This is a genomic window from Massilia antarctica (assembly GCF_015689335.1).
Taxonomy (GTDB): Bacteria; Pseudomonadota; Gammaproteobacteria; order Burkholderiales; family Burkholderiaceae_D; genus Telluria_A; species Telluria_A antarctica.
Genome location: NZ_CP065053.1, coordinates 1,399,193 through 1,424,073, shown reverse-complemented (window position 1 = coordinate 1,424,073; position 24,881 = coordinate 1,399,193). Strand labels below are relative to the sequence as shown.

The following is a 24,881-nucleotide window of genomic DNA, read 5'->3' as shown; positions in this document are numbered from 1 at the left end:
GCCCTGATCAACGCGCGTCCGGTTCGGAGATTGGGAACCAGCGCTTGCGAATCGGGCCCCAATGCGCCCGGCGTCCGCTCACAATTCCTACAACCGGGGTCAGACCTCTGATTAGCAACAAAGGTCTGATGAGCAACAAAAAGACGCCGCATCGGCGGCCTGCCGGTCATGGCGCGCTTGTGGAGATAGAAATGTGTTACATCGGAGGCTCGACCCCGGTTCGGAAAGACACAATGATGCTAATCAGAGGTCTGACCCCGGTTAGGAAACGAAAAAATTGCTAATCAGAGGTCAGACCCCGGTTGGGAAAGCACGGGCATGGCGTCGGCCAGTTGGCGGCCGAACAGCGTACGCGACCATTGCTGGCGGTTGCCGATCACGTACAGGCGCCGCTTGGCTCTGGTCGCGGCGACGTTGATGATGTTGGGCCGGCCGGCCGCCCAGTTGCGCGCGCCGTCGCTCTTTCCACCCAGGACCAACACCACCGTCTCGCATTCCTTGCCCTGGAAGGTGTGCACCGTGCCCACGTGCCCGTGCAGCCACTTGGCGATGGCGTCGTCGTCGGCTTCGCCGGCCCATTCGTCAACCCGTTCCCGCAGCAGGCTAGTGAGTTCTTGTGCCACCGATTTGAACGGCGAGATCAGGAACAGGTCCGGCAAGCCGTGCGCCTTGCCGACCCAGCCGTTGCTGGCGTAGCGCACCACGATGTCGGCCGCCAGCGCGCCTTCGCGCGCGTTGTAGTGCTCCTCGAATTCGCCCACGGCGACATCGTGCCAGCACGAGGGACCGAGCAGCGGCCGCAGCACGCTCGCCTGTTCTTCCTCGGCGCGCGCCGGGCCATAGACCATCTTGCCGTTGTAGGCAATCCGGTTCGATAGCGAAAACATCGGATCGGCGCAGCGCCGGTGCACACGCAGCGGCGCGCCGACCCACAGGTCGCTGCCGTCGTACTGCACCACGTTGGCGCCGAAGCGGTTGCCGCGGTCGGCCAGGTGCTGGGCCGAATACGCGGTCAGCTGGTGCCCGGCCGGCGCCTGGTGGTAGCTGAGGATGCCGTAGTCGAGCTTCTTGTCCATCGCGATCACCGGCTCGACTTGCAGCGGGTCGCCCACGATCAGGGCGCGCTTCGAGCGCCAGATGGCGCCGAGCGCGTGCGAGGGTACGGCCTGGCCGGCTTCGTCCACCAGCAGCAGCCCGATGTCGCCTTCGCCAAGGTCGGCGAAGCAGCGCGACACCGAGGCGAAGGTGCTCGACACCACCGGTACGGCCAGGAAGAAAGTGGCCCACCAGTGGCGTGCCATGGCCGCCAGGTGCGGCTGGATGTAGCCATCCTGCGCCAGCATGGCCAGCGCCAGGCGGAAGTTGGTTTCGAATGGCTTGCCGGCATGCTTGAGGAAGGCCTTGTGCAGTTGCATGGCGGCGACGAACACCGTGGCGCGCGCCGCGTGATATCCGGCGTTGCTGCGCGGCAGAGACTTCTGCTGCTGCTCGACCGGAAGCTCAGCGAACGCGGCCGGGTCGAAGGCGGCCTCGCCCAGGCTGGCGGCGAGCGCATCGAGCCGCTGGCGCACCGTGCGCAGCGCGGCCGCGCGCGTGGCAGCATCGGCCCGGGCGGCCTGCCAGTTGCCCGCATGCGTGGCGGCGCTGGTCGATCCTTCCAGCCGCGCCACCGCCAGGCGCGCACGCGTGCCGCGCAGGCTGTCGTACTCGTCCGATAATGCCTGCCGGCGCGCCTGGAATCCGGCGAAAGCCGCCTTGCGCAACAAGCGCGCCAGCAACTGGCGCCAGGCCGGCCATTCGGTCGTGTGCAGTTCGCGTTCGCGCAGATTGGTGGCGATGGCCGATGCATTGGCGGCGCTATCGGCGTCGAGGGCGGCCAGCGCCGCGTCGGCCTCATCGTTGCGCTGGCGTGCCGCGGCGGCGGCGGCGTCGGCAGCCGCGCACAGTTCCCGCGCCGCCTTCCATTCCGGCAGCGCAAGGTCGTAGTCGAGGATCGCCGCCTGCATCGCTTCGACCGTGGCCACGGCCTCGTTGAAGCGGGTGCGCGCCGCTTCCCAGTTGAGCGCGGCGCCGGCGGCGGCCAGCTGTTTCGCCAGGCCTGACTCCTGGAAGGCGCCGAGGCGGTTGGCCACCAGGCTGCGGTTCGCCTTTTTGCCGAGCGGGACCGAAATCAAGCCCCAGCAGCGGATCTTGCCGTGGTCGTCGTCGGCGTCGTCGTCCGCCCCGGTGTCTTCCGTCTCGCCCGGCAGCTTTTTCTTTTCTTCGTTGAGGATCGATTCGGCGCTGGCGGCGAAATAGTCGAACGGTGCGCCGTCCACCAGCAGCGCTTGCGGCGCAACTTTCTTAATGCTGGGCAGATCGAGCGTGATGTTTTCCACTGCCTTGTTATTTTCGCTGGCGACCACGATGCCGCTGTCGAGCAGGCGCTCATCGAGGTGGAAGCATGGGCCCCTATAGGCCACGCCGCTGCTGTTGGCCGGATACTCGACCTGGTGCGGTGCGCGCGCGAACGCGCTTTCCGGATTGGCGAATTGCACCAGGATCCGGGCGCGCTCGACCACGCGGGCGGCGATGATGTCCATCAGCAGGGTGGTCTTGCCGGTGCCGGGCGGGCCGTTGACCGAGAAGATGCCGCCGTCGGCCAGGGTTTCCAGGCCGATGTTGACGGCGACCTGCTGCATCAGGAACAGCGGGAATTCGGTCGGCCAGCGTCCGACCGGAAAGCGGCGCGGATCGAGCGCGGCATTGACCGTGCCGGGACGGGTGATGTCGCGTCGGGCGTCGCTATGTTCGTGGCCGTCGAGGTAAGCCTGGATCTGGGCCGAGCCGGGGCCGTGTTCGGCATCCTGGCGCATGCGCTCGAGGTCGTCGAGATAGAAGGAATTGACCGGGTCCATTTCCGGCGCGCGCGGAAATTTCTTGCCACGGCGGTCGACCAGGGCCACCTCGTGGGCGCACAGTTGGGCGCGCGCGAGCAGGGTGCGCGGTTTCCAGTCCAGCTCGCCGATGAGGAAGTCCGTGACCTGGTCGAACCAGTCGGCGTCGGCAATGCCATGGTTGCCCATGGCCAGTTCGTGCAGCTTGTTCTTCAGGCCGAACAGGGTCGTTCCGTAGCCGATCCGGGTCTGGTTTTTCTTTTCCGCGAAGGCGACGGCGAACGCGGCCAGTTGCAAGGTGTCGACACTGGGCCGGCCATCCGAACCGATCTCGATGGCGCACAGGAAGGTGTTGCCCCTGGCCGGGCGGAGGTGGTTGCCGCTGAATTTTTCTTCGGCCGCATCGGGCGGGAACATCTCCGCCAGCTCGGCTTCCAGCACGCCTTTCTCGACCAGGCCGAACCAGACGAAATACTTGTGCCGGCCGTGCGCTGCGTCGGCCGCCAGGGTGCCGCGCGGCGCCGGCAGCCACGGCAGCTGTTCGTCGTAGCGCTTGAAAAAGACGGGCCGCTTGCCCGGCTTGGGAAGATCCGGATACATGAGCGCTTCGACATCGAACCAATAGCGAAGTGTGTTGACGTACTGTGCGGGCATAGGAGTTTTCCGGGAGCATGGTTTCCCGGTGAAAGCGCGGGGAAGCCAACTTGCATGAGCGCGCTGGCGATCATTTGACAAGGCGGGATTGTAACTTCACCGACGGCAAAACATGGGCCGATTTCACAATGGCGCACCTTGCCGTCCGCTGAAGCGGTCCTTGTCCGCACCGTGCATCCGCGGAGGATGCGCGGCGCTACCCTGCGCGGCGCTCTGGTGCGCCGCGCCCTCGTGCGCCGCGCCCTCCTACCCGGCGTAGTTGACCGGGTTGCCGGCCAGCGGCGCGTGCGCGTCGCCGGGGACCGGGCTGGCGCAGGCCTGGTCGACCATGTGCGCGTAGCCGCTGAAGTCGGCTACCTCGAAGCCGAACGGCAGGCGGGTGGCGGCCTTGTCGTAATTGGCGTGCGGGCGCACCGCCTGGCTCAGGTCGTCGCGCTGCCAGCCGGTGGCGATGGCGTGGGCGATCAGGCGGCCCTGCTTCTTGGCGATCGGGGCCGGGCTGCCCCACAAGGCCGGCGCGCCGGTGAACCACAGGCCGGGGTAGCGCGCATGCAGCACGTTGCCGACCAACTGCTGCGGCACCTCGCTGCCTTCGGCCAGGATCGCCTGGCTCTGGTAGCCGGTGCAGCAGACGATGATGTCGGCGTCGCAACTGCTGCCATCGACGAAGTGGGCGCTGCGTTCGGCCACCTGGGCCAAGGCCGGGCGCAGCGGGACCATGCCGCTGCGCACCGGGCCCAGCATGGCGTCGCTGACCGTGATGCGCTGGCGCCCCACATCGATCTCGTGGCTGGACGGGTCGACCGCATGGCCGACCGCCCCATGCAGGCGGCAGGCTTCCCATAGCCTGGCCTGGTAGCTGTGGCGGTAGGCATCCTTGAGCGCGCGCGTGGCCACATCGATCGGGTTGCCGTGAATCATGCGCGGTACCAGCCAGGTCGGACTGCGGCCCGACAGCACCAGTTGCTGCGCCACCGGAAACAGCTTGGCCGCGCATTCCATGGCCGTATTGCCCAGGCCGACGATCAGCACGCGCTGGCCGACGAAGCGGCTGATGTCGCGCACGTCGGACGAGTGGATGATGCGGCCGGCAAAGTCGGCCGCCCCGGCGATGTCGGGCAATTGCGGCGTGTGGTACAGCCCGCCCGCGTACACCACCTGCTCGAAGTGGCGCAGCAGGGGGGAGGCGGCCTGGTCGGCGCTGGCGATCAGCAGGTCGGCCCCGCCCGCGTGCAGCGACGGCGTCACGCACAGCACCTTGGTCGAGGTGAAGATGCGCGAGACCAGGCCCTGGCGCTTGACGGTGTCGAGGCATTGCTCGGTGTAGGCGGCCCAGCTGCCCGTCTCGGGGCGCGAGAGCGGCAGTTGCGCGGCCGCGTTCTGGACCAGGTCGGGGTAAATCGCCGACAGCGGGTCCTTGCCCCACAGCCCGCCCGGCTGCGAGCGCGCTTCGAACAGGACCGGGTCGAGGCCGCGTTGCAGCATCTCGGCGGCGCACGCCAGGCCGCTGCTGCCGGCCCCGATGATGGCGATGCGCGGGCGGTTCAGCGCGCCGCCGGCGACACGCGCGGCCAGGTCGGCGAAGGTTGGCAGGGCGGCGCTCACCGGCACTGCTCCGCGCGGCCGGCGGCATCCGCCGCGGTGCAAGGAATCGGTAACGCCGATCGCCAGGATCGGAACATCACATCAACAGATCGACATAGGGACATCGTATTCACCACTCGCAGGATGGATAAATGAAAAAGCCGGCCTTTTGCGCCGGCCGGGACCGCGTAGTTAATGCCGGATGGGCATTTTTACGAAATATTGTTATTTCGCCGGGGCGATTAAAAACGATTTGGCATCGGAGTGTCAATCAATATTGCGCAGGTATTACTAATAGCAATTTATGTCGCATAAGAAATCGCGTTAAGTCATTGAATTTAAATGAGTTTGGTTTTCGCCTCTATTTCTTGCTGTTGTTGTTGCACCAATTGAGATGTTGAAAATTCGATCACTTGCGACGGCCGCGTCCGGCATCTGGTGCGACGTATCTGCGTGGACGTCAAAACCGCTCATTAATTAATTGAACATTAATTGTTATGGTAAAAACACCATATTTTGTCATGGCATGGTCATATTCATCTGCCTGTTTATTAAGCTGAGTGCGCCTGAATATGGGGCATGGGAATGCCGATGGCGGCGCGCTATGCCAAATGACGCAGTAAAAGGTTGTATCGGCACATATTCCACGACTTATTGATTTGGATCATATCGAGCGTAGAAAATTACCCCTTCCTATCACGTCGCCGGAGCGACTCCGCTGGAAATGACCGCATGGAAACTAGTTAATCGATTGCACGCTATGATGAGCATCCTGTACACATAATTTGAGGAGTCATTGAATGGTTGAGGCAATCCGCGTTCCCGACATAGTTCCGCTCGAACACATCCTGCCGGATGAACCCTTGCTGATGATGGGCGCGGGCCCGGTGCCGATTCCGCCCGCCGTGGCGGCCGCCAATTCGATCGTCATCAACCACCTCGGCGACACCATGAACCAGGTGATTGCCCAGGTGAAGGAAATGGGGCGCTATGTGTTCCAGACCAGTTCCTCGCACGTGATGGGCGTGGGCGGGCCCGGTTCGGCGGCGATGGAAATGGCGATCGCCAACCTGGTCCATCCGGGCGACCGGGTTTTATGCATCTGCAACGGCTACTTCAGCAAGCGCATGGCCGAGATGGTCAGCCGGGTGCGCGGCGAAGCGACCCTGCTGCACATCGACAACAATGAAAGCGCGAGCGTCGACCTGGTGCAGCGCGAACTGGCCAAGGGCGGCTACGCCGCCATCACCCTGGTGCAGGGCGAAACCTCGAACACGGTGTGCAACCACAGCCTGGGCGGCATCGCCCGCATGGCGCACGCGCACGGCTGCCTGGTGATCGTCGACGCCGTCTGCACCTTGAGCACGATGGCGCTCGACATGGATGCCTGGCAGGTCGATGCGGTGATCACGGGCGGGCAGAAAGGCGTGTCCTCGATTCCTGGTGTGTCCCTGCTGGCGTTTTCGGAACATGCCTGGGCTAAAAAAATTGCCACGCGCACCCACCAGCCCTATCACTGGTGCCTCGACGCCCAACTGGCCGACCAGTTCTGGAACCAGAAGTCCTATCACTACACGGCGCCGGTATCGGGCATCCTGGCCCTGCACGAAGCCTTGCGCCTGGTGTGCGCCGAAACCCTGCCGCGCCGCTTCGCGCGCCACCAGCAATGCTCGGAAGCGCTGCAGGCCGGCATCGAAGCGCTCGGGCTGGCATTGCTGGTGCCCAAGCAGCACCGGCTCAATTCGGTGATCGGCATCGTCACACCCGACCATGTGTCGTCCGACGTGGTGCGCGCGCACATGTCGCGCGTGCACAAAGTGGAAATTTCGGGTGCCTTCGGCCTGAACATCCTGCGTATCGGCCAGATGGGCGAACAAAGCCGCGCGCACAATCTGTTCCGCACCTTGCACGCCTTCGGTTCCAGCATGCAGGCCGGCGGCGCCAGCCTCGACCTGCCGGCCGGCATGGCCGAACTGGAACGCTCGCTGTCGCGCCATGCGATGGCGCCAGCGGCCAGCTGATAGCTCCGGCGTGAACTTGCGCCGCGCCATGCTGTCCAACCTGGATTGACACGGGAGACGACCATGGCGCATGCAAACCCCATCCAGATTCAAACATTCCTCAAGGGCGTGGACTATCCGGCCAACAAGGCCGCCCTGATTGCCAACGCCAAAAAGCTCGGCGCCGACGAGAAGGTGTGCGCCTCGCTCGACGCGCTGCCCGACGCAGCGTTCCAGACGCCGGCCGAGGTCAGCCAGGCGTTCAAGGGGCCCGACGACGGCGATTGAACGGCTGCGGGAACTTTGCGCCCGCTCTACCGCTCCAAGCTATACACGGTTGCGCTGGCATCCGGATGTACACGCGAGGAGAGTGGCGATGTTCAAGGAGTTCGATGCCCTATCGTTGATGCAGTGGCACGAGGCGCAACTGGACGATGTCCGCTTGCCGGCCCCGGCCGATACGCCGGTCTGGCGCTGGATAGAAGCCAATCACCGTCACAACCGCCTGCTGTGGGAGGAAGAAGACCGCGCCCGCCGCACCGATGCCGGCAGCGCCGCCATTGCCGCCAGCAAGCGCCTGATCGACCGCCACAACCAGTTGCGCAACGATGCCGTCGAAGCGATCGACGAAGCGCTGCTCGCGCAGCTGGCCGGCGTGGTGTCCCGGCCCGGCACGCGCCTGAGCAGCGAAACGGCGGGCGCCATGATCGACCGCCTGTCCATCCTCGCGCTCAAGGTGTTCCACATGCGCGTGCAGAGCTTGCGTACCGAGGCCGGCGCCGAGCACGTGAGCGCCTGCCAGAGCAGGCTGCAGCGCCTGTTGCTGCAGCGGCACGACCTGGCTTGCTGTCTCGACCGCCTGCTTGCCGAAGCCGCCAGCGGGCAAGCCTACTTCAAGGTCTATCGCCAGTTCAAGATGTACAACGATCCCGCGCTCAATCCCTGGCTGTACGGGGCGCCGGAGCGCGAGCGCGGCGGGGCCGCGCCATGAGCGAGCAATGCATCGATGTGCTGATACCGACCTGCAATCGCGCGGCGGCCTTGGCCGTGACCTTGACGGCGCTGGCCTCGCAAACCGCGCGCAATCTGCGCATCGTGGTATCGGACCAGTCCGATGGCGAGGGCGCCGCCGCCAGCGCCGAAGTGCGCGCGGTGCTGCGCTATCTGGCCGCGCGCGGACTGCCGGTGGACATGCGGCGCCATCTGCCAAGGCGCGGCATGGCCGAGCAGCGCGCCTTTCTGCTGGCCCAGGCAGTGGCGCCGTGGTGCCTGTTTCTCGACGACGATGTCATCATCGAAAGCGATCTGATCGAGCGCCTGGCGCGCACCATGCGCCAGCAGCGCTGCGGCTTTGTCGGCAGCGCCTTGCACGGCCTCAGTCACCGCCATGATCGCCGGCCGCATCAGCAAGCCATCGAGTTCTGGGAGGGGCGGGTCGAACCGGAAGTGGTGGCGCCGGGCGGATTCGCCTGGGAGCGCCACCACTTGCACAGCGCGGCCAATCTGTTCCACGTGCAGACGCGGCTGGGCATCGGGCGCGAGGCCACGCGTGCCTATCGGGTGGCCTGGATCGGCGGCTGCGTGCTGTTCGATACGGCCAAGCTGCGCGCCGCCGGCGGTTTCGATTTCTGGAGAGCGCTGCCGCCGGAACACTGCGGCGAGGATGTGCTGGCGCAACTGCGCGTGATGGCGCGCTCCGGCGGCTGCGGCATCATCCCGTCCGGCGCCTATCATATGGAATTGCCGACCACCGTGGTGGCGCGCCGGGTCGACGCGCCGAAGGTGTTGCTATGAAGAGCGGACAGCACGCGCGGCTGGCCCGTGTGCGCCACATCGTCGTGCTGCGCCCGAATGCGCTGGGCGATTTCATGTTTTGCCTGCCGGCCTTGCATGCACTCAAGCACAGTTATCCGGAGGCGCGGCTGTCGTACATCGGCTTGCCGTGGCATGCGGCGTTTCTGCAAGGGCGGCCGGGGCCGGTCGATGCCGTGGCCATCATGCCGCCGTATGCCGGCATGGGCGTGGGCGGGCCGGACGATGCCGATCCCTGCGCTGTCGAAGCGTTTGTGGAAAACCTGCGCCAGAGCGGGATCGATCTGGCTGTCCAGCTGTTCGGCGGCGGGCGCCATGCCAACCCGTTCATCCGGCGGCTCGGCGCGCGCCTGACGGTGGGCATGTGCGCGGGCGACGCCGAACCGCTGGACCGCAACGTCCGCCACGAAGGAGTGGTCAACCGGCGCCTGCAATTGCTGGAAGTGGCGGCGCTGGCCGGCGCCGCGGCGTGGCCGATGCGGCGCGAGCTCGACGTCACCGGGGACGATCTGGCCCAGGCGGCGCGGCTGCTGCCGCCCGCGCGCGACGGGCCGCTGGTGTTGCTGCAACCGGGGGCGAGCGACCCGCGCCGGCGCTGGCCGGTCCGCCGTTTCGCGGCGCTTGCCGATGTGCTGGTGCGTGAAGGCGCAGCGGTGGCGGTCAACGGCACGCAGGAGGAAGCGCCGCTGGTGCGCGAGCTCATCGGGGCAATGCGCCGCCCGGCGATCGATCTGAGCGGCAAAGTGTCGCTCGCAGCCTTGTGCGGGATTGTCGCGCGCTGCGCGCTGGTGGTATCGAACGATACCGGCCCGCTGCACCTGGCGCTGGCGCTCGGCACGCCGGCCGTGGGGATTTATTGGCTGACCAACCTGATCGAATCGGCGCCGCTGCGGCAACACGGCCATCGCGCGGCGGTATCGTTGCGCGTGCATTGTCCGGTTTGTGGCGAGGAAAACATCCGCACGCGCTGCGCGCACGATGCGAGCTTTGTCGACGACGTAACGCAGGATGAGGTCAACGCGCTGGCGCTCGGGCTGCTGCGCGATGGACGCGCAAAGGATGGCCGACATGCCGTCACAGGAGCGTCAGGGGGGGCTGCGGCAGGGAGCCGTTTCTGCGGATGAGGCAAACGACGGGGCATGGCATGACGCACGGTGCTGCCACACGCATGGTGCGGCGGCATCGTGGCTCTTGCACGCGCGGCCTGTTAGGCGCGCGGAATGCCGCTTGTTGCGTTGTTTAGCGCAGCTTCGACAAGGCCCGCGCCTGATCGAGCACGGTCTTGGCCTGCTCCCCGAACGGGTCCCACAGACAGCGATGCAGTCGCTGGTCGAGCGGCGCCCAGCGCCGGATATCAGCCTTGCTGAAGATGACCACGCTGCGCAGCCTGAGCCCGGCCGCGATGTGCGACACGCCCGTGTCGTTGCAGATCAGCAGGCGCGCGCGGCTCATCAGCGCCGCCATCGCGCCGATCGACAAGGGCCCGGCCGCATCGACCGGCGCACGCCGCATCAGGCGTGCCACGGCGGCCGTCAGCGTCGCTTCGGCGGGCGAGCCGGTCAGCACCGTTGTCAGGCGTGGACGGATCGCGAGCTGGTCCGCCACCGCCGCGAACTTCGCCGCCGGCCAGCACTTGTCGGCCGAGCGCGCCCCCGGATGAATGCACACATAGCTGCCCGGCGCCAGCCCGCGCGCCACCCCGCTTCCTTCGAGCTCCCGCTCGTCCTCGGCGGTGATGGGAAACTCCAGCTGGGGACCACGCGCCGGTGCGCCGAGGCCGGTCGCCAGTTCGAGCAGCCGCAGCGGTTCCGCCCCCGTGTCTGGAAAAGGAATCAGGCAATCGTCGCCGCCGCCCGGCGCGGCCCCGAATCCCCCCATCGCGCGCGCGCCGAAGGCCCGCACCACGGCGTTGCTGTACTGGCCATTGCCGTGCATTTGCAGCGCCAGGTCGAAGCGGCGCGCGCGCATGCCGGCATAGAACTCATGCAGCTGGTCGAGCCTGGCCGGCTGTTCGGGAAACGCCTGGTGGCCGGGGAAGGGAATGAACTCGTCGATATAGGCGCTGAAGCGGCGGGCGAACTGGTCCGCCCAAGGCAGGCTGACCAGGCTGATACGCGACCCCGGCATGGCCGCGCGCAAGGCGCGCAGGGCCGGCACCGCGCACAGCATATCCCCGAGCTGAAGCGCGCGGAAGATGACCACCTTGGCCTTGTCGTGCCGGGCTAACCAGGAAGATGTCGTCATGGAGTCATGCCATTGTGTGAGCGCCTTTGCCGCCGCCTGCGCGGTCCGGCCATGCCAGTGCGGGCACTACCGGTATGACAGCGCGGCACCAACCGCGTTCGATGCGGGTCGCGCCGGTTTGACGCAGATCGCATCCGCTGCCGCTTGCATCGCCCTGGCCGGGCAATCCGTGCTTGAAAAATGCGGTATGCTGCCTGTAGTCCACAACTCAAAAGGCTGGCCGCATGCTTCAAATGCCCTCAACGTTTGTGCCGCTGATCACGGCGCAATCGCACTCCGATCCACTGACGTTTGTCTTTCACGGAAGCCGCTTGTTGCTGCGCGAAGCGGACCTGGGGCTTCCCTCGGTAGACGAGCTTGCCGGCCTGGACATCGCGGGCACGCCGCATGCGGTAGGCATTCTGGGCGGGCGTTATTGCCAGACAGCGTGGCACGGCAGCGAGGAGCTGGCCCTGCCCGGTTACACCTGGCGCAGCGTGCGTTCCCTGTTTGGCGGTTTCGACGAGGATTTGCTCAGCGTGGCGGGCCGAGCCAGCCAGATTGCCGAGTGGGCACGGACCCACCGTTATTGCGGCGCGTGCGCCCAGCCGATGCAGCTCAAGGCGGGCGAGCGCTGCTATGTGTGCAGCGCCTGCGGCATGATGGCCTATCCGCGCATTTCGCCGGCGATGATGGTGCTGATCCGCAAGGGCGACCATGTTTTGCTGGCGCTGCACGCCGCCTCGCCCAGCAAGCGCTTCACGCCGCTGGCGGGCTTCCTGGAAGCGGGCGAATCGGTGGAAGAAGCGGTGCACCGCGAAGTGTTCGAGGAAGTCGGCTTGCGGGTCCACAACCTGGAATATTTTTCCAGCCAGTCGTGGCCGTTTCCCCACTCGCTGATGCTGGCCTTCACCGCCGACTACCTCGATGGCGAGATCCGGGTCGACCCAAGCGAAATCGTGGAAGCGCGCTGGTTCGGGCCGAACGATGAATGGCCCGAACGGGTGCCGCATTTTTCCATCTCGACCATCCTGGTCGATGCCCACCGTCCGGACCGCGCTGCCTGACGGCGGGCCTTGGCCCTAGGGCTTGGGTCCGGTACCGCGTACCTGGACCGTGCGCTTCATCAGGTCGAACCAGAACGGGGCGCCGAACAGCGCGGTCGAGGCGGTCAATGCCCAGCCCGCGACACTGAGCGCGAAGTCCCGGTTCAGGGCCGGCGGAAACTGTTCCCAGCCAATCGGCAAGGTCCACAGCATCTGCAGCGCCTGCGGGTTCAGGGGGGCCGGGGCCGCGCCGATCTGGGCCGCCAGGGAGGGATGCGCCCACAAGGTCCTGAACAGGTGGATGCTGTCGATGTTGAACAGACCCGCCAGCAGCAAGGACAGCAGCACGCTCATCACCATCGCGCGCCGTTTGTAGAGGCCGGACACCCTGTCCATCGCCGTGTCGAACCAGCCTTCCACCGATGCCTGAAAGCGTGCCATGTCGCCCCCGGCGCGCTGGTAAATGCCTTGCAGCGCGCGCTTGATCTGCGGATCGGTCAGGGCATCGATGTCGCGCCCGAGCTGGTCGTAGTCGCCCGGAATCGACCCGATGGTGTCGATCAGGGCGATCGCGAAATGCTCGGGCTTGATGTACGAGGGCTTGGTCCCGATGTGTTCCTGCCCGGGATTGGCCGGGTCGCTGTGCGGATTGACCAGCGCATGGGCGTACAGGGCGCGCGCCAAGGCCGTGAAATCCGGATCGTTGAGCATGCTCTTGATGCCTTCGAGCAGCCCGCGTGCGCGCAGTTTCAGCGCCGAGGCCAGCGCTTCCTGCACCGTGCTGACAATCAATGCTACCGTCGCGTAGCAAAAAGTCAGGCCAACCGCAACTTCAAGGACAGTGCTGCCGAACATATATCCTCCCGATGTGTTTGCTGGGGTTTGCTATCTCCGACGCTATCCCAAAGCCCAGCCCGGCGGTTCGGGTTTGCTCAACAAAATGCGGCGCCGTAGTGTGCCTGCCACCTATAGCGCTGTTAGCGCGGAAACAGTCCACCGAGCACGTCCTTCACCCGGTCTTTCGCGACCCGGTCCTTCGCGACCCGGTCCTTCGTGACCCGGTCTTTCGTGACCCGGTCTTTCAATTTTTCCTTGGCGCCACTCGGCATGGGCGCGCGCATCTTTTGCGCCGCCTCGCCGCTCAGCGCCGCCACGTCGACCTGCCATGCCATCCTGGCCAGCGGACCGCTCAGCGCCACCGGCACCGTCAGCCCGCCCAGGCTAGCGGCGGCGGGGCCATCCTGGCCGCCGGGGCTCGCTACCACGGTGCAACTCAAGCGCGCATCGATGGTTTCGTGCGCAAGGTCGACCTGGCCTTCGCCGCCGATGCCCAACAGCGGCGTGCTCGCCGACAAATCGGTACTGCGGGCCACGCCGCCATCGATGCGGAAAGTCGCGCTCAGCTCGCTGAAGCCGGTCGACTCGGCGCCGCTGCCCACACCAGCGGCCGCCTTCGCTTCGCGCACCAGCCGGCCCAGGTCGATGCCGCCGATGACGCCGTCGCGCAGCCGCAGCGCCGCCGTGCCGCCAAGCGCCTCGCGCAGGGCCATCGTGCTGGCGCCTTGCGTGGCCAAGTCGAGCCGCACGTCGCCGCGTCCCGTGAGCGGCGTCTTGCCGCTTGCGTCGAACAGTAGCGCGCCGAGCGAGACGCCACGCAAGTCCTGCACCAGCGCCATGCGCGGCTTGCTGGCATCGTCCGTGAAATCGAGGCTCAGCGAGCCGATGCCGTTGCCGCCGTACAAGGTGGCCGAGAGCGGCTTGATGCTGGTCTTGCCGCCATCGGCCAGCAACACCGCGTGCACATTCGCGGCACGCAGGCCGCCGGCCGTCAGTTCGCCCACTTGCAGGGTGCCGCTGGCGCGCAGCCGGGCCAGGGACGACAGGTCGATGGGCTGGTCCGGTACGGGGCCGGTGTCGGCCGCAACCGCGCCCGGCGCGGCCGCGCGCGGCAGATAGCGCGCCATATCGAGGCGGTCGATATCGATGTCGAGCTGCAGCATGCCGTCGCGCAATGCGCCCTTGCCGCTGACCGCGCTATCGTCGATCTTGCCCTTGAGCGCGGCGGCGATCGCTTCCTTGCCGAAGTCGATCTCGATGCTGCCTTTCAGTTTGGCGCGCGATTCGATGCCGGCCCGGCTCGACAGGTCGAGATTGGCGTCGAGTTCCGTCATCGCCACCCGGCGCGTATCGCGGTCGAGCGAAAAGCCGCTCTCGAAAATCAGCACGGTGTTGAGGGCCGGCTTGTCGACGCCGATATTGGCCGACAGCGCGACCCGGCTCGGCACGCCGTGCGCGATCGGGCCGGAATCGATGTTCAGGCGGGCGATGTCAACGATCCTTGCGGCCTTGCGGTCGTCGAAGCGCAGATGGGCGTTGTCGACCCGGATGCTGTCGACGGCGAAACGGATGCGGGCCGGTCCGGCGCCGGCGTTCCCGGACGCGCCGGCACCCTCGCCGGACTTGCTGCGCGCGGCGGTCAGGTCGTCGATGTTCATGCTGCCATCGGCCTGGCGCACCACGGTAGCGCGCATGCCGCGCAGTTCGATGCGGTCGATCACCACTTCCTGGCGCAGCAGCAGCGGCACCAGCGCGAACGACAGGCGCACGCTGTCGAGCGCGGCGAATTCGCCCGTGCCGCCCAGTTCCGACAAGCTCGCCTTGCCGAGGTGTACGCCGAGACGCGGATACACGGCCAGCCGGATATCGCCGCCGATGGCCAGGGTGCGGTGGGTTTTCTCGCGCACCCGCTCGACGATGGCGCTCTTGTAGGCGTTCGGGTCGAAGCGGGCCGCCAGGATGCCGAGGGCGCTACCCAGCACCAGCACGGTGGCGCCCAGCGCGATGACGGCGATCCTGATGCGTGCTTGCATGACGAAACTCGGAGGCGGGAAAGGCGTCGAGTGTAGCACCGGGCAGACCCGCCGGGATCCCCTTCGCCGGGTGCCCCTGTTTTCGATATACTTTCGCCATTTTCCACACACTTGGGGCAGGATCATGGCGAACGATGCCAACGCGCAGACAAGCACCGTCATCGGCTGGCATCTTGATCCGGAGTCGGCGTTTGCCCAGGCCCGCGCCGATGGCAAGCCGGTGTTCCTGTACTGGGGCGCCGTGTGGTGTCCGCCGTGCAACCGGCTCAAGGCGGCGGTGTTGTCCCAGCCCGTCTTTGGCGCGCTGGCGTCGGGGTTCGTGGCGCTGCACATCGATGGCGATGCCGCCGGCGCGCAAGGTGCGGCCGAGCGCCTGCATCTGCGCAGCTACCCGACCCTGGTGCTGTACCGCCCGGATGGCGCCGAGATCACGCGCCTGCCGTGCGAACTGGCGGCGCCGCGCTTTCTTCACCTGCTGCAACTGGCGCTGACGGCGCCGTTCACGGCGGCGCAGTCGCTGCGCGATGCCTTGTCGGGCCAGCGCGTCCTGGCGGCCGACGAATGGCGCCTGCTCGCTGGTTATTCCTGGGATACCGATGAAGACCAGTTGTTGGCCGGGCGCGACCTGGGCGCCACCCTGGTCGCCTTGCGCGATGCCTGCGACGAACCGGAGTCGGCATCGCGGCTGGCCTGGCACGCGCTGCATGCCGCCGTGTTGTCCAAGGCCGGTCCTGCCCCCCGCGACGGCCTCGACATGCTGCTGCGCACCCTGGCCGACCCGCAAGCGGTGCTGGCGCAGGCCGATCTGGTGAGCAATTACGCGGTCGAGCTGGTGCGTGCGCTGACGGCGCCGCAGGCGGAACAGCGCATGGTGTTGAGCGCGGCATGGTCAGGCGCGCTGGAGCAGCTGGTGTCGTCGGCGCAGCTGGACCGGGCCGACCAGTTGGCGGCCCTGCGCGTGCGGGTGCGCATGGCGCGCCTGGGCGGCCCCGTCGCCGGCCTGGACGCACTGCTGCGCGAGCGCATCGCCAGTGCCTTGGCGGCCGCGCAAGAGAGCGCGCTGCGCCATTACGTGGTCAATACCGCGGCCGGCGCGCTGGCCGACGCCGGCCTGCTGGAGGAGGCCGAGGCCGTCCTGCGCGCCGCGCTGCCCGGCTCGCACGCGCCTTTCTATTTCATGCACAACCTGGCCGCCGTTGCCAGACAACGTGGCGATGTGCCTGCCATGCTCGACTGGTACCAACAAGCCTGGGAACAGGCCATCGGCCCGGCCACGCGCCTGCAATGGGGCGCTACCTTGCTGCTGGCGCTGATCGATGCGGGGCCGGACGACGCGGCCCGCATCGGCCGCCTCGCGGGCGCGCTGCTGCCCGAGGTGGAGGCCATGGCCGATGCCAACTTCCGCCGCAACGGCACCCAGCTTGCGCGCATGCTGGACAAGCTGGCGTCGTTCAACGGTTCCAACGAGCAAGTTGAAAAATTTAAGCAAAAACTTAAGCAGATCTTACTAGAACGAGTCAAGGAATAAATTTAGGGAACCTGTTCCAGATCAGACCCTCAAACAAGATTTGAGGTTAACGACGATGGCCCGACCTGAGTTCGCAAGCGACGTTTCGCATGAGGAGTTTGAGGCGGTGCGCGGCATGCTGGAAGCCGCGCGCCGCAGGACACGTCCGCGCAAGCACGATCTGTACGATGTGTTTTGCGCGGTACTGTATTTTCTGGAAAGCGGCAGCGCCTGGCGCGGCGTGCCGGAAGGGTTTCCGCCCTGGCGCACGGTGCACGAATATTTCACGCAGTGGACGGCGCTGCGGCCGGGTGAACCAATGCTGCTGGAGGCGGCGCTGGAGCGCATCGGCCGGCCCGCCACCGTTGCCACCCTGCACAAGGTGCTGGGCCGGCACTGACGGCGCCTGCTGCGGCGTCAGCGCATCATGTTCAGCCGCCAGCGCCGGCAGTGCCTGGCGCTGGCGCGTGCGGCGTCGCGGCCTTTTCAAACGTCATTTTCTTTTCATCGAGGAAAAAGGTGCCGACCGGCTGTCCCAATGCCTTGGGCGGCGGTTCGGCCAGCAAGGCGCAGCTGAGCGTATCGACCTGCATCACTTCCGTGCCGGAGCGCACCGTGTACACATCGTCGCCGTTCGAGAACAGCTCGACCGACACATCGTGGACCGGCACCTTGGACATGGGAAATACGCGTTGGCATTCCGGCATGTGCGCGGCGACCAGGGTCAGGGTGATTTCTTTTTTCCAGAAGTACTCCTGCTCCGCGCGCACGGTAATGACGTGGTCGTTGTTGCCGTCGTCGATGTAGTAGCTGGCCGAGCTCTTGATGCAGCCGGCCAGGAGCAGCGGCGTCAGTAAAATCCAGAACCTGCGCATGATCGCTTTCCTGTGGAGTAATGCCAACAAGTATAGATCAGAACTCGGTGCCGATGGTCAGCGAGACGCCCCCGCGCCGCGGCCTGGGCAGCGCGCTTTTGAACGCGGACGAGCGGCGCGTGGCCCGCAGTTGCACGAACCAGGGCCCGTGTCCGGCCGTGCGCGTGTAGGGGAAGTCGAGGCGCATGCCGGCGCTGAGCGCATGCACGAAGCTGCGCCGGCCTTCCATTGTGTCGTCGCTGGCGCGCTCGCCGTTGAGGAAGGCATATTGCGCCCGCATGCGCGTTTCCAAGGTGCCAAAGGCGGCGCACTGCAGCCAGGGCACCATGCAGGTCGAGGTGGCCGCCGGCGTGACGGCCAGAGCGCGCTGTGCCAGCAGGCGCGCGATTTCGACCGGTGCGCCGGGCAGCGCATCCTGTCCGAACATGAGCACGATGCCGCCCACCGAGTAATTCGTGGCGTTGCTGTTGGCCATGCCCCACCAGACGCTGGTGCTCAGGCCCGTGGCGCGGGTGAATCCGGAAGAGGGGATGCGCGTAGCCGCGCCCGCGTAGTAGTGCGGCGCTTCCGACAACCAGCTGCTGTCGTCCACGCCGAAGCGCGCCAGGTCGTCCGCCGGCAAGCGCGCCTGGGCCAGCGCGGCGCCGCAGGAAAGGGTCAGCGCGGCTGTCAGCGCCGCGGTCGATGCAATGGAAAAGGTAGCCATGGCCGTCACCGCCTCGTGGAAAAACACTGGGGAGGAGTTCGATTGTAGGCCTGGCCCGCGCGTGCGGTTTGGCTTGGCGCATGTGTGCGGCAACGCGGCGGTTTATGTCTGTTTTTTGCGCCAGAAGCGGTCGAGCAGTGGCTTGACGCTGGTGCCGTGCACCACGATGGAGAGCATGATGGCAACGATCGTGATCTGGATCAACTCGCGCGACAGCGAGACCGGCAAGCCGTGGTTGAGGGCGTACATCAGGTAATACAGGGAGCCGATGCCGCGCACGCCGAACCAGGCGGTGATGCCGCGGATGCGCATCGAACTGTCCGAGCCAAGCAGGCCGATCATCACGCTCAGCGGCCTTGCCACGACGAACAGGAACAGGGCCGTGCCGATGCTGCGCCAGTTCCAGTCGTGCAGCGACACCATGCCGCCGAGCAGCAGGACCAGGGTCAGTTCGGACAGCCTTTCCAGATGCTCCTTGAACACCAGCGACTCGGCGCTGACGGTGAGCGGCAGGTCGGCTGGCGTCGCCGCAGCGCCCGGATCGTCCTTGCTGCGTTCGGGCACCAGCAAGCCCTGGCGGTCCTTGTGGGCGCCCGACAACACCAGTTCGGTCTGGCGCAGGGCCACACCGGCGAAAAACACGGCCAAAAAGCCCCAGGCAACGAAAATCACGCTCAGGCCGTAGACGACGGCGATCAAGCCCAGTCCGACGAGGTCGTCGAGCACCTCGTGCTTGGGATCTTTGCCGCGCAGCATCCAGCCAAGCCGGCCCAGCGCCGCGCCGCCGAGGGTGCCGATGGCGATCGCGGCCAGGGTGGCCCACAGCACGTCGACCAGCACCCAGCGCCAGCCCATGCCGCCCAGGTCGTAGGCCCCGAGCAGGCCAAGACCGAGCATCACGAAGGGAAAGGCCGAGCCATCGTTCATGCCCGCTTCGCAGGTGAGGGTGAAGCGCAGCCTGTCGCGGTCGTCGGGATGGCGCACCTGGACGTCGGTGGCCAGGACCGGATCGGTGGGGGCGAGGATGGCGCCGAGCAGCACGCCGGCGCCCAGCGGCAAGCCCAGCACGAAGTAGCAGAAGGCGGCGATCAGACCCACGCTCAGGCTCATCGACACCCAGGCCAGGCGGATGGCTGGCATCCAGCGCTGGCGCGAGATCGGCACCGGCATTTTCACGCCGGCCGAGAACAGGGACACGAGCACGGCGATTTCGGTGAGGGTTTCGAGCAGGTGCGATTGCTCGACGGGACTGAAGGAAAAGATGCCCAGCACCATGGGGCCCAGGACGAGGCCGACACCAAGGTAGACGATGGCCGAAGTGAACGGCAGGCGCGAAATACTGGTCGCCATCAAGCCCCGCGCCAGCATCAGGCAGCCGATCAGGATAAACCAATGGGTAGTCGTCATGGAGCGTATCGGCGGGTAGGGGAGTGGGGCGATTCTACAGAAGAGAACTCTTTCCCTACGCGCTGTTGCCGTACGGATCGAGCCTCAGCCCCATCGTCGTCCCCGCCCATTAACGTCGCCCCCGCCGAGTGCCGCCTTGGCGCGGGGGCGACGAGGTGGTGGATCTGCGCGGAAGCGACGAGGTGGATCGCTCGCCTTGCGCCCATTGCGTCACCAGTTAAAACGCGAAACTGCCCGCATCGAGCACCAGCGCCGGCGCTCCGCACGCCGGACTGGTGGCCTGGCGATTGCCGCTGGCGCTGGCCTGGTTGCGTTCCCACACATCCGCCACCGCGCCATGCTTGAGGAATTTGTACTCGATCGCGGTTGACGGCGGCAATTGCAAGGTGCGCGACCACGCCGCATTGGCGCCGCTGCCTTCGATCGCCAGCTGGTTGCCGTTGGTCGCGCTCCAGTTGCCCAGTTCGTTGCGCTTGCCCGTCACATGCACGTTCTGTCCCGGCACCGTATTCGCATTGGCCACGCGGAAGGTCACCGCCACGGTGCTGCACGCTGGCGGCGTGGTCCCGCCACCGCCGCCGCTGACCTTCTGATTCACATGCAAGGCCAGCGCCGGCACGCTGGCGCCGCCGTTGCCCGGAATGCTCACGCTGACGATGCCATTGCTGCCCACCGTTACACTGTCGCCGCTGCACGCTGTCTGCGCGGCATTGAGCTTGCCTGTCACGACATTGCAGTACGTCCCCGCCGGCAGCAAGGTTTGCAGGGATGCATTCCACGCCGCCCCGTCATTGTTGATGGCGACAAAGCCCTTGCTGCCGCGCGCAAACGCAATCTGGTTCGGGGTGCCGTTGACGAATTGATCGATACCCTGGCCGGACGTGGCCGCGCGGAAGGCCACCATATTCGCAATGTCGGACCAGCGGTGGATGAAATCCCACGATTGATTGATCAGTGGATTGCCGTTCGCATCGAAGGGGCTGGCCGCCGGCGGGCCCTGGTCGTAGCTGTTGAAGCGAAAGCCGGAGTGCACCTGCGCATGCCCGTACGGCCACGCCAGCATGAAGATATTGGCCAGGTCGTAGCGCTTGCTGCCCTGGGTATCGTTGACCTGCCCCGCCACATAGTTGCTGGCCACCAGAGAACTGCCGTTGCGTTCGGTGTCCCAGTTGTTGACGAACACAGTCGCCTTGTCGCCCGGCACGAAGCCCCAGGTCCCGCCCCAGTTGCCCGGCGTGCCCATGATGCTGCGGATTTGCGCCAGACTCGCGCCGTTTTCGTTGCGGAACACGGCTTTGAGCGCGTACGCGTACTGGAATTCGTTCAGGGTGCCATTGCCGAAGTAGCCCGAGCGCACCACGTTGTTATCGGGGATGACCTCTTGCGTGAGCCACAGCGCTTCGCCCGAGGTGGTGGTGCGGTTGGTGCCTGCCAGGATGGCGCCGATGTCGCCTGGCGCCATGTGCTTGGCCGCGTCGATGCGCAGGCCGTCCACACCCATCGCCACCAGCTTGTTGAAGAAGATGCGCACCTGGCCCTGGACGTAGCTGCTCTCGGACTTGAGGTCGGGCAAGCCGCTCAGGCGGCAGTTGATCACGCCGTTGCGGTTGCCCGGCGAGCCGTAGTCGCCGCCCTGGATGTCGCAGGCCGGATGAAAATCCTGGCCGCTGAAGTTGGGGTAGCTCAGCGTGGCGGCGTTCCAGGCCGACCCGTTGGTGGCGGTGCCGGCGCCGGCCGCCATGTGGTTGACCACCACGTCCGCATACACGCGCACCCTGGCGGCGTGGCAGGTCGTGATCATCGACTGGAATTCGGCTTCGGTCCCCATGTTGCTGCCCAGCGAAGTGAAGTTGACCGGCTGGTAAATGTCCCACCAGGTGCCCAGGCTGGCCGAGGCCTGCGGCGGCGATACCTGGACCGCGCCGTAGCCCTGCGGGCCGAGCCAGTTGGTGCACTCGCGCGCGATATCGTTCCACTTCCAGCGGAACATCTGGACCGAGGTATCCGGGGCATTGAAGGCGGCCGCGCCAGCCTGGCCGGCGGCGGCGCCGAACAGGATGCCGGCGGCGATCAGCGAGCGTACCAGGGGCGATTTGCGAGGTGATGTCATGTTGCTTCCTTATGGTTTTTGGTAGTGGAATGCACAACAGTGAAGGTAGAGGCACGGGTATCCCATCTGTCTCCATGCATGGGATGCGGCCGGGTGAAACGGGGGCGGTGTTGCGGCGCCGGGTGGGCGCCGGACGGAGGCGGCGGGCTGGGCCCTTGTGTGCTTCCGGAATGCAAATGTAGCACAACTACATTGAATGTAAACTGACAAATGAAAAATGTATCAGTTTTGCTTGGCGGGTGTGCGATTATTGGTGGTGAAGGCCAAGTGGATGTAGCATATCTACATCGCTATTCTTGCTGCGGAAAACAAGAAAGCCGGAGGAGTGATCCTCCGGCCGCATCCCCAAGCCCCACGCTCGTTTGCTGCAGGATGCCTAACGCTGGTAAGCCCCGATATCGATGCCACTTTCCCTGGCGCGCGTCTTGCCGGCGATGTCGTCCTGCGTGGCGAGTTCGGCGCTGCCCTTGCCCACGGCGGGCGAGCTGGGGCGCAGGCGGAAATCGGGGAGGCCGCCCTTGCCGTAACGCCGGAACTGGGGCGCTTGCGCCACCGTGCCGCTGTGCAGCAAGCCATTGTTCAACTGCCAGTCGGCGGCGGCATTCAGGTACACCAGGTTGTTGCGATAGCTGTTGTGCAGGCCTGTCGCGCCCTGTTCGGAAATGCCGTATTTGTTGTCGTAGACGATGTTGTTATGCACGGCGGTGAAATCGTTCGGCCCCTTGATGTAGTAGGGGTCGCCACCGCCGACCAGGATGCCCGTCATCGAGAGGGCGATCGTGTTGTGGCTCACGACCACGTTGGTGGCGTCGTGCCACATCTGGATCGCCGCGCCGCCGATGGCAAACAGCACATTGTTGGTGATTTTGCCGCTGGTGCTCATGTTGATGCCCTGGACGAAGCGGCAATCGGTGGGGCCGATGTCGTGCACGGTGTTGCCGGTCACCGTGCCGAGGCGGCCCTTGTAGTAGCTGTCGATGCTGATGCCGGCCGCGCTGGCGCTGGTGCAGGGCACGTCCTGGCCCACATGGTGCACGTGGTTGTGGCGGATCAGGGCGCTGGAGCCGGCGTTGTAGATGCCGTAGGTCCAGCGCACCCCGCCGTGGCCGTTGCGCCCATCCACCTGGAAGCCGACGATATCGACGAAGTCGCCGCGGTTCTCCCACGCCATCTTCGTGGTCGAGCCGCGCGGCGGCACCAGGCGCGCGCCGCCGCGCACGGTCGAGACGTAGGCAATGCGGCGCTCGGCGGTGCCGCTCATCATGGTGCGAAAGCCGCCCGCGTACGTGCCCGGCGCCACGTGCACGGTGGTGCCGGGCAGTGCCACCCGCGACGCGCGCGCGATGGTTTCGAAGGGCTGGGTGGAGGTGCCCGGATTGGCGTCCGAGCCGTCGCTTGCAACGTAGTAGTGGTAGGTGGCGCTCGCCGGGGCGGCGCCTGCCGGGAGGGATAGCCCAAGGCCGGCAAGCAATGCTGTCAGCAGGAGGGGTTGGTGGGGCCTGGATGGGTTCATCAACAGTTTCCTTTTCGCCGGATCGTGCTGGAAAGGTGAGGCGGATGCCGGAATCGAACCGACTTACCCAGCTTTGCAGGCTGGTGCATTGCCATTTTGCTACTCCGCCATAAACGTAGTGTCCACCCGCGCCGTGCCATCCCATGCCGACTGGATCAAACAAACTGTTTGCGCGCCGCCCAAAGAAAAGCGGCCCTCGCGGGGCCGCCCGTGCTGCATGGAAGGCGCCGCTTACGGCTTGACGGACTGGAGGTCGGCGCCGGTCGCGCCGCCTTCGGCGTGGCTGTAATTGTTGATGACATAGCGGCTGGCCAGGCTGGCAACGTGGGTCAGCATCAGGTTATCGTGCACGCCCAGGGTGAAGCCGGCCGACATGGCGTTGGCGCGCTGGAAGAACTCGGGATGGGCCACCATGCGGCCCTTGCCGTCGGTAATTTTCAGGCGCAGCAGCACGCCGGAACTGCCGGCCAACGGCCCCAGCAGGATGCGCTTGGCGCCGCGCTTGAAGCTCATCTGCTCGATGACGGGCTGAATGATCAGGGTGCGGCCATTGGCCGGGCGCGTGTTCCATTCCAGCAGCGATGCCGACAAATCCTTCTGGAAATTCGCTTCGATCTTGTCCAGCCCATCCCGATCGGGCTTGACGTCGGACCCGAACATCACCGGCCGCACCTCGATCCGGCCGAACGCCGAAAACGCTTCGGACGGAGGCGGATTGCTGGTCGCCGATGCCTTGATCCTGGCGCCGCCACAGCCTTGCAGCAAGACCGCACCAAACAGGCATGATGCAAGGAGCAATGCTTTGGAGGCGATGTTCATGGTCGTTCCCTGGTTAGTCGTTGGTGAATTGCATCGTGCGCGCAAGCGCTGCCGATATTATAGTAAATCCATCAGCATTCACTTATAAGTAACTTCCTGAAGGAAACACAACAGAGCGCATGGCGGGCCGCATCCACGCTCGCGGCGACTCATCGCCATCCGGAAAGTAAGCTTGCGTAAAGGCTACCGAGCGCTCGGAAAATGCCTACACAGCTAGACTGGCTCCACCGTGTTATTGGTTTAATGACATTATTTCAAACACAAGGAGATGCACATGCTGAAAACGACTTTGATCAAATGTGTTTTGGGCGCCGCTGTTGCCACCGCTTTCGCCATGCCGGTCGCCAGCTACGCCGGGACGGGCGCAGCAACCATGAACACGCCCGCGGCGAGCGCGCTGAACAAGGGCGACCAGAAAATCGTGGCCGACATGGCCCGCGCCAACATGGCGGAAATCGAGGCCGGCAAGCTGGCGCTGACCAAGAGCGAGAACGCGGAAGTCAAAACGTTCGCGCAGCAAATGATCGACGACCACACCAAGGCGCTGGGCGACGTGACGCAACTGGCCCAAACCAAGGGTGTCACGCTCCCGACCGAGCTCGACAGCAAACACAAGGCACTGGCCGCCAAGCTGGGCAAGCTGAGCGGCGACGCATTCGACAAGGTGTACATGGGCCAGGCGGGCGTGGGCGATCACAAGGCCGTGCACGCGGCGCTGAAAAAATTCGAATCCAAGGCCAAGGACCCGGACGTCAAAGCCCTGGCCGCCAAGATGCTGCCAACGGTGGAACAGCACCTGCATTCGGCCAGCGGCATGGTGCCTGCCAAGGGCAGCAAACCCAAGTAACGGGCAAAGCGAACGATCACAGCTCGCCAAGC

19 protein-coding genes, 1 tRNA gene and 1 pseudogene are annotated in these 24,881 nt (G+C 65.9%); 9 read left to right on the top strand and 12 right to left on the bottom strand.

The window, feature by feature from the left end; genetic code table 11:
- Positions 1–284: 284 nt before the first annotated feature.
- On the bottom strand, positions 285–3,530 hold the full coding sequence (locus IV454_RS06425; protein ID WP_206090787.1) for a DEAD/DEAH box helicase: 3,246 nt from the start codon (positions 3,528–3,530) through the stop codon (positions 285–287).
- A 246-nt stretch (positions 3,531–3,776) separates the two neighbouring features.
- Positions 3,777–5,135 carry a flavin-containing monooxygenase gene (locus tag IV454_RS06420; protein WP_206090786.1) on the bottom strand — a complete coding sequence of 453 codons (1,359 nt, stop codon included), beginning with the start codon at positions 5,133–5,135 and terminating at the stop codon, positions 3,777–3,779.
- A gap of 779 nt (positions 5,136–5,914) precedes the next feature.
- On the opposite strand from IV454_RS06420, the gene IV454_RS06415 reads away from it, so the two are divergent.
- The 5 genes from IV454_RS06415 (at position 5,915) to IV454_RS06400 (ending at position 10,050) form a co-directional block, all read left to right on the top strand.
- Positions 5,915–7,135: a pyridoxal-phosphate-dependent aminotransferase family protein gene (locus tag IV454_RS06415; RefSeq protein WP_206090785.1), complete on the top strand. Its 1,221-nt coding sequence runs from the start codon at positions 5,915–5,917 to the stop codon at positions 7,133–7,135.
- Positions 7,136–7,198: 63 nt separating this feature from the next.
- Positions 7,199–7,402, top strand: a complete 204-nt coding sequence (locus IV454_RS06410) for a DUF2795 domain-containing protein (protein ID WP_206090784.1) — start codon at positions 7,199–7,201, stop codon at positions 7,400–7,402.
- An 88-nt stretch (positions 7,403–7,490) separates the two neighbouring features.
- Positions 7,491–8,105, top strand: a complete 615-nt coding sequence (locus IV454_RS32750) for a DUF4254 domain-containing protein (RefSeq protein ID WP_229522094.1) — start codon at positions 7,491–7,493, stop codon at positions 8,103–8,105.
- Positions 8,102–8,908: a glycosyltransferase family 2 protein gene (locus IV454_RS32745; protein WP_229522093.1), complete on the top strand. Its 807-nt coding sequence runs from the start codon at positions 8,102–8,104 to the stop codon at positions 8,906–8,908. The genes IV454_RS32750 and IV454_RS32745 overlap by 4 nt, the downstream gene beginning before the upstream one ends.
- Positions 8,905–10,050 (top strand): glycosyltransferase family 9 protein, encoded by a 1,146-nt coding sequence (locus tag IV454_RS06400; protein ID WP_206090783.1) that lies wholly within the window; start codon positions 8,905–8,907, stop codon positions 10,048–10,050. The genes IV454_RS32745 and IV454_RS06400 overlap by 4 nt, the downstream gene beginning before the upstream one ends.
- A 115-nt stretch (positions 10,051–10,165) precedes the next feature.
- Here IV454_RS06400 and IV454_RS06395 read toward each other — a convergent pair whose 3' ends face one another.
- Positions 10,166–11,170, bottom strand: coding sequence for a glycosyltransferase family 9 protein (locus IV454_RS06395; protein ID WP_206090782.1), 1,005 nt, complete (start codon positions 11,168–11,170; stop codon positions 10,166–10,168).
- Between the two features lie 224 nt (positions 11,171–11,394).
- Here IV454_RS06395 and nudC point away from each other — a divergent pair, with 224 nt between their 5' ends.
- Positions 11,395–12,216, top strand: a complete 822-nt coding sequence (gene nudC, locus IV454_RS06390) for an NAD(+) diphosphatase (RefSeq protein WP_206090781.1) — start codon at positions 11,395–11,397, stop codon at positions 12,214–12,216.
- Between the two features lie 15 nt (positions 12,217–12,231).
- Here nudC and IV454_RS06385 read toward each other — a convergent pair whose 3' ends face one another.
- Both IV454_RS06385 and IV454_RS06380 read right to left on the bottom strand, forming a co-directional pair.
- Complete coding sequence (locus IV454_RS06385; protein ID WP_206090780.1) at positions 12,232–13,050, bottom strand: hypothetical protein; 819 nt, start codon at positions 13,048–13,050, stop codon at positions 12,232–12,234.
- A gap of 122 nt (positions 13,051–13,172) precedes the next feature.
- Entirely contained in the window at positions 13,173–15,065 is a 1,893-nt protein-coding gene (locus IV454_RS06380; protein ID WP_206090779.1) for an AsmA family protein, read from the bottom strand.
- 124 nt (positions 15,066–15,189) lie between these two features.
- Between IV454_RS06380 and IV454_RS06375 the strand changes: the two genes are divergently transcribed.
- Together IV454_RS06375 and IV454_RS06370 are read left to right on the top strand one after the other, a co-directional pair.
- Positions 15,190–16,593: a thioredoxin family protein gene (locus IV454_RS06375; protein WP_206090778.1), complete on the top strand. Its 1,404-nt coding sequence runs from the start codon at positions 15,190–15,192 to the stop codon at positions 16,591–16,593.
- Between the two features lie 55 nt (positions 16,594–16,648).
- A pseudogene (locus IV454_RS06370) lies at positions 16,649–16,924 on the top strand (transposase); the annotation flags it as partial.
- Between the two features lie 79 nt (positions 16,925–17,003).
- Here the strand turns inward: IV454_RS06370 and IV454_RS06365 are convergent.
- The 7 genes from IV454_RS06365 to IV454_RS06335 form a co-directional block, all read right to left on the bottom strand.
- Complete coding sequence (locus tag IV454_RS06365; protein WP_206090776.1) at positions 17,004–17,447, bottom strand: hypothetical protein; 444 nt, start codon at positions 17,445–17,447, stop codon at positions 17,004–17,006.
- A gap of 37 nt (positions 17,448–17,484) precedes the next feature.
- Entirely contained in the window at positions 17,485–18,153 is a 669-nt protein-coding gene (locus IV454_RS06360; protein WP_206090775.1) for a hypothetical protein, read from the bottom strand.
- A gap of 102 nt (positions 18,154–18,255) precedes the next feature.
- Positions 18,256–19,560, bottom strand: coding sequence for a cation:proton antiporter (locus tag IV454_RS06355; protein WP_206090774.1), 1,305 nt, complete (start codon positions 19,558–19,560; stop codon positions 18,256–18,258).
- A 217-nt stretch (positions 19,561–19,777) separates the two neighbouring features.
- Entirely contained in the window at positions 19,778–21,670 is a 1,893-nt protein-coding gene (locus IV454_RS06350) for a carbohydrate-binding module family 20 domain-containing protein (protein ID WP_229522092.1), read from the bottom strand.
- 376 nt (positions 21,671–22,046) lie between these two features.
- Positions 22,047–23,183: a DUF1565 domain-containing protein gene (locus IV454_RS06345; RefSeq protein WP_206090773.1), complete on the bottom strand. Its 1,137-nt coding sequence runs from the start codon at positions 23,181–23,183 to the stop codon at positions 22,047–22,049.
- Between the two features lie 38 nt (positions 23,184–23,221).
- Positions 23,222–23,292: transfer RNA gene (locus IV454_RS06340), tRNA-Cys, on the bottom strand.
- 122 nt (positions 23,293–23,414) lie between these two features.
- Entirely contained in the window at positions 23,415–24,002 is a 588-nt protein-coding gene (locus tag IV454_RS06335; protein WP_206090772.1) for a hypothetical protein, read from the bottom strand.
- A gap of 274 nt (positions 24,003–24,276) precedes the next feature.
- On the opposite strand from IV454_RS06335, the gene IV454_RS06330 reads away from it, so the two are divergent.
- On the top strand, positions 24,277–24,849 hold the full coding sequence (locus IV454_RS06330) for a DUF4142 domain-containing protein (RefSeq protein WP_206090771.1): 573 nt from the start codon (positions 24,277–24,279) through the stop codon (positions 24,847–24,849).
- Positions 24,850–24,881: the final 32 nt, after the last annotated feature.

Coding starts and splice junctions, on each gene's coding strand:
- IV454_RS32745 (WP_229522093.1), top strand. CDS start 8,102: ATGAGCGAGCAATGCATCGATGTGCTGATACCGACCTGCAATCGCGCG.
- IV454_RS06415 (WP_206090785.1), top strand. CDS start 5,915: ATGGTTGAGGCAATCCGCGTTCCCGACATAGTTCCGCTCGAACACATC.
- IV454_RS06425 (WP_206090787.1), bottom strand. CDS start 3,530: ATGCCCGCACAGTACGTCAACACACTTCGCTATTGGTTCGATGTCGAA.
- IV454_RS06350 (WP_229522092.1), bottom strand. CDS start 21,670: ATGACATCACCTCGCAAATCGCCCCTGGTACGCTCGCTGATCGCCGCC.
- IV454_RS06375 (WP_206090778.1), top strand. CDS start 15,190: ATGGCGAACGATGCCAACGCGCAGACAAGCACCGTCATCGGCTGGCAT.
- IV454_RS06330 (WP_206090771.1), top strand. CDS start 24,277: ATGCTGAAAACGACTTTGATCAAATGTGTTTTGGGCGCCGCTGTTGCC.
- IV454_RS06410 (WP_206090784.1), top strand. CDS start 7,199: ATGGCGCATGCAAACCCCATCCAGATTCAAACATTCCTCAAGGGCGTG.
- IV454_RS06335 (WP_206090772.1), bottom strand. CDS start 24,002: ATGAACATCGCCTCCAAAGCATTGCTCCTTGCATCATGCCTGTTTGGT.
- IV454_RS06365 (WP_206090776.1), bottom strand. CDS start 17,447: ATGCGCAGGTTCTGGATTTTACTGACGCCGCTGCTCCTGGCCGGCTGC.
- nudC (WP_206090781.1), top strand. CDS start 11,395: ATGCTTCAAATGCCCTCAACGTTTGTGCCGCTGATCACGGCGCAATCG.
- IV454_RS06360 (WP_206090775.1), bottom strand. CDS start 18,153: ATGGCTACCTTTTCCATTGCATCGACCGCGGCGCTGACAGCCGCGCTG.
- IV454_RS06355 (WP_206090774.1), bottom strand. CDS start 19,560: ATGACGACTACCCATTGGTTTATCCTGATCGGCTGCCTGATGCTGGCG.
- IV454_RS06345 (WP_206090773.1), bottom strand. CDS start 23,183: ATGAACCCATCCAGGCCCCACCAACCCCTCCTGCTGACAGCATTGCTT.
- IV454_RS32750 (WP_229522094.1), top strand. CDS start 7,491: ATGTTCAAGGAGTTCGATGCCCTATCGTTGATGCAGTGGCACGAGGCG.
- IV454_RS06400 (WP_206090783.1), top strand. CDS start 8,905: ATGAAGAGCGGACAGCACGCGCGGCTGGCCCGTGTGCGCCACATCGTC.
- IV454_RS06385 (WP_206090780.1), bottom strand. CDS start 13,050: ATGTTCGGCAGCACTGTCCTTGAAGTTGCGGTTGGCCTGACTTTTTGC.
- IV454_RS06395 (WP_206090782.1), bottom strand. CDS start 11,170: ATGACGACATCTTCCTGGTTAGCCCGGCACGACAAGGCCAAGGTGGTC.
- IV454_RS06380 (WP_206090779.1), bottom strand. CDS start 15,065: ATGCAAGCACGCATCAGGATCGCCGTCATCGCGCTGGGCGCCACCGTG.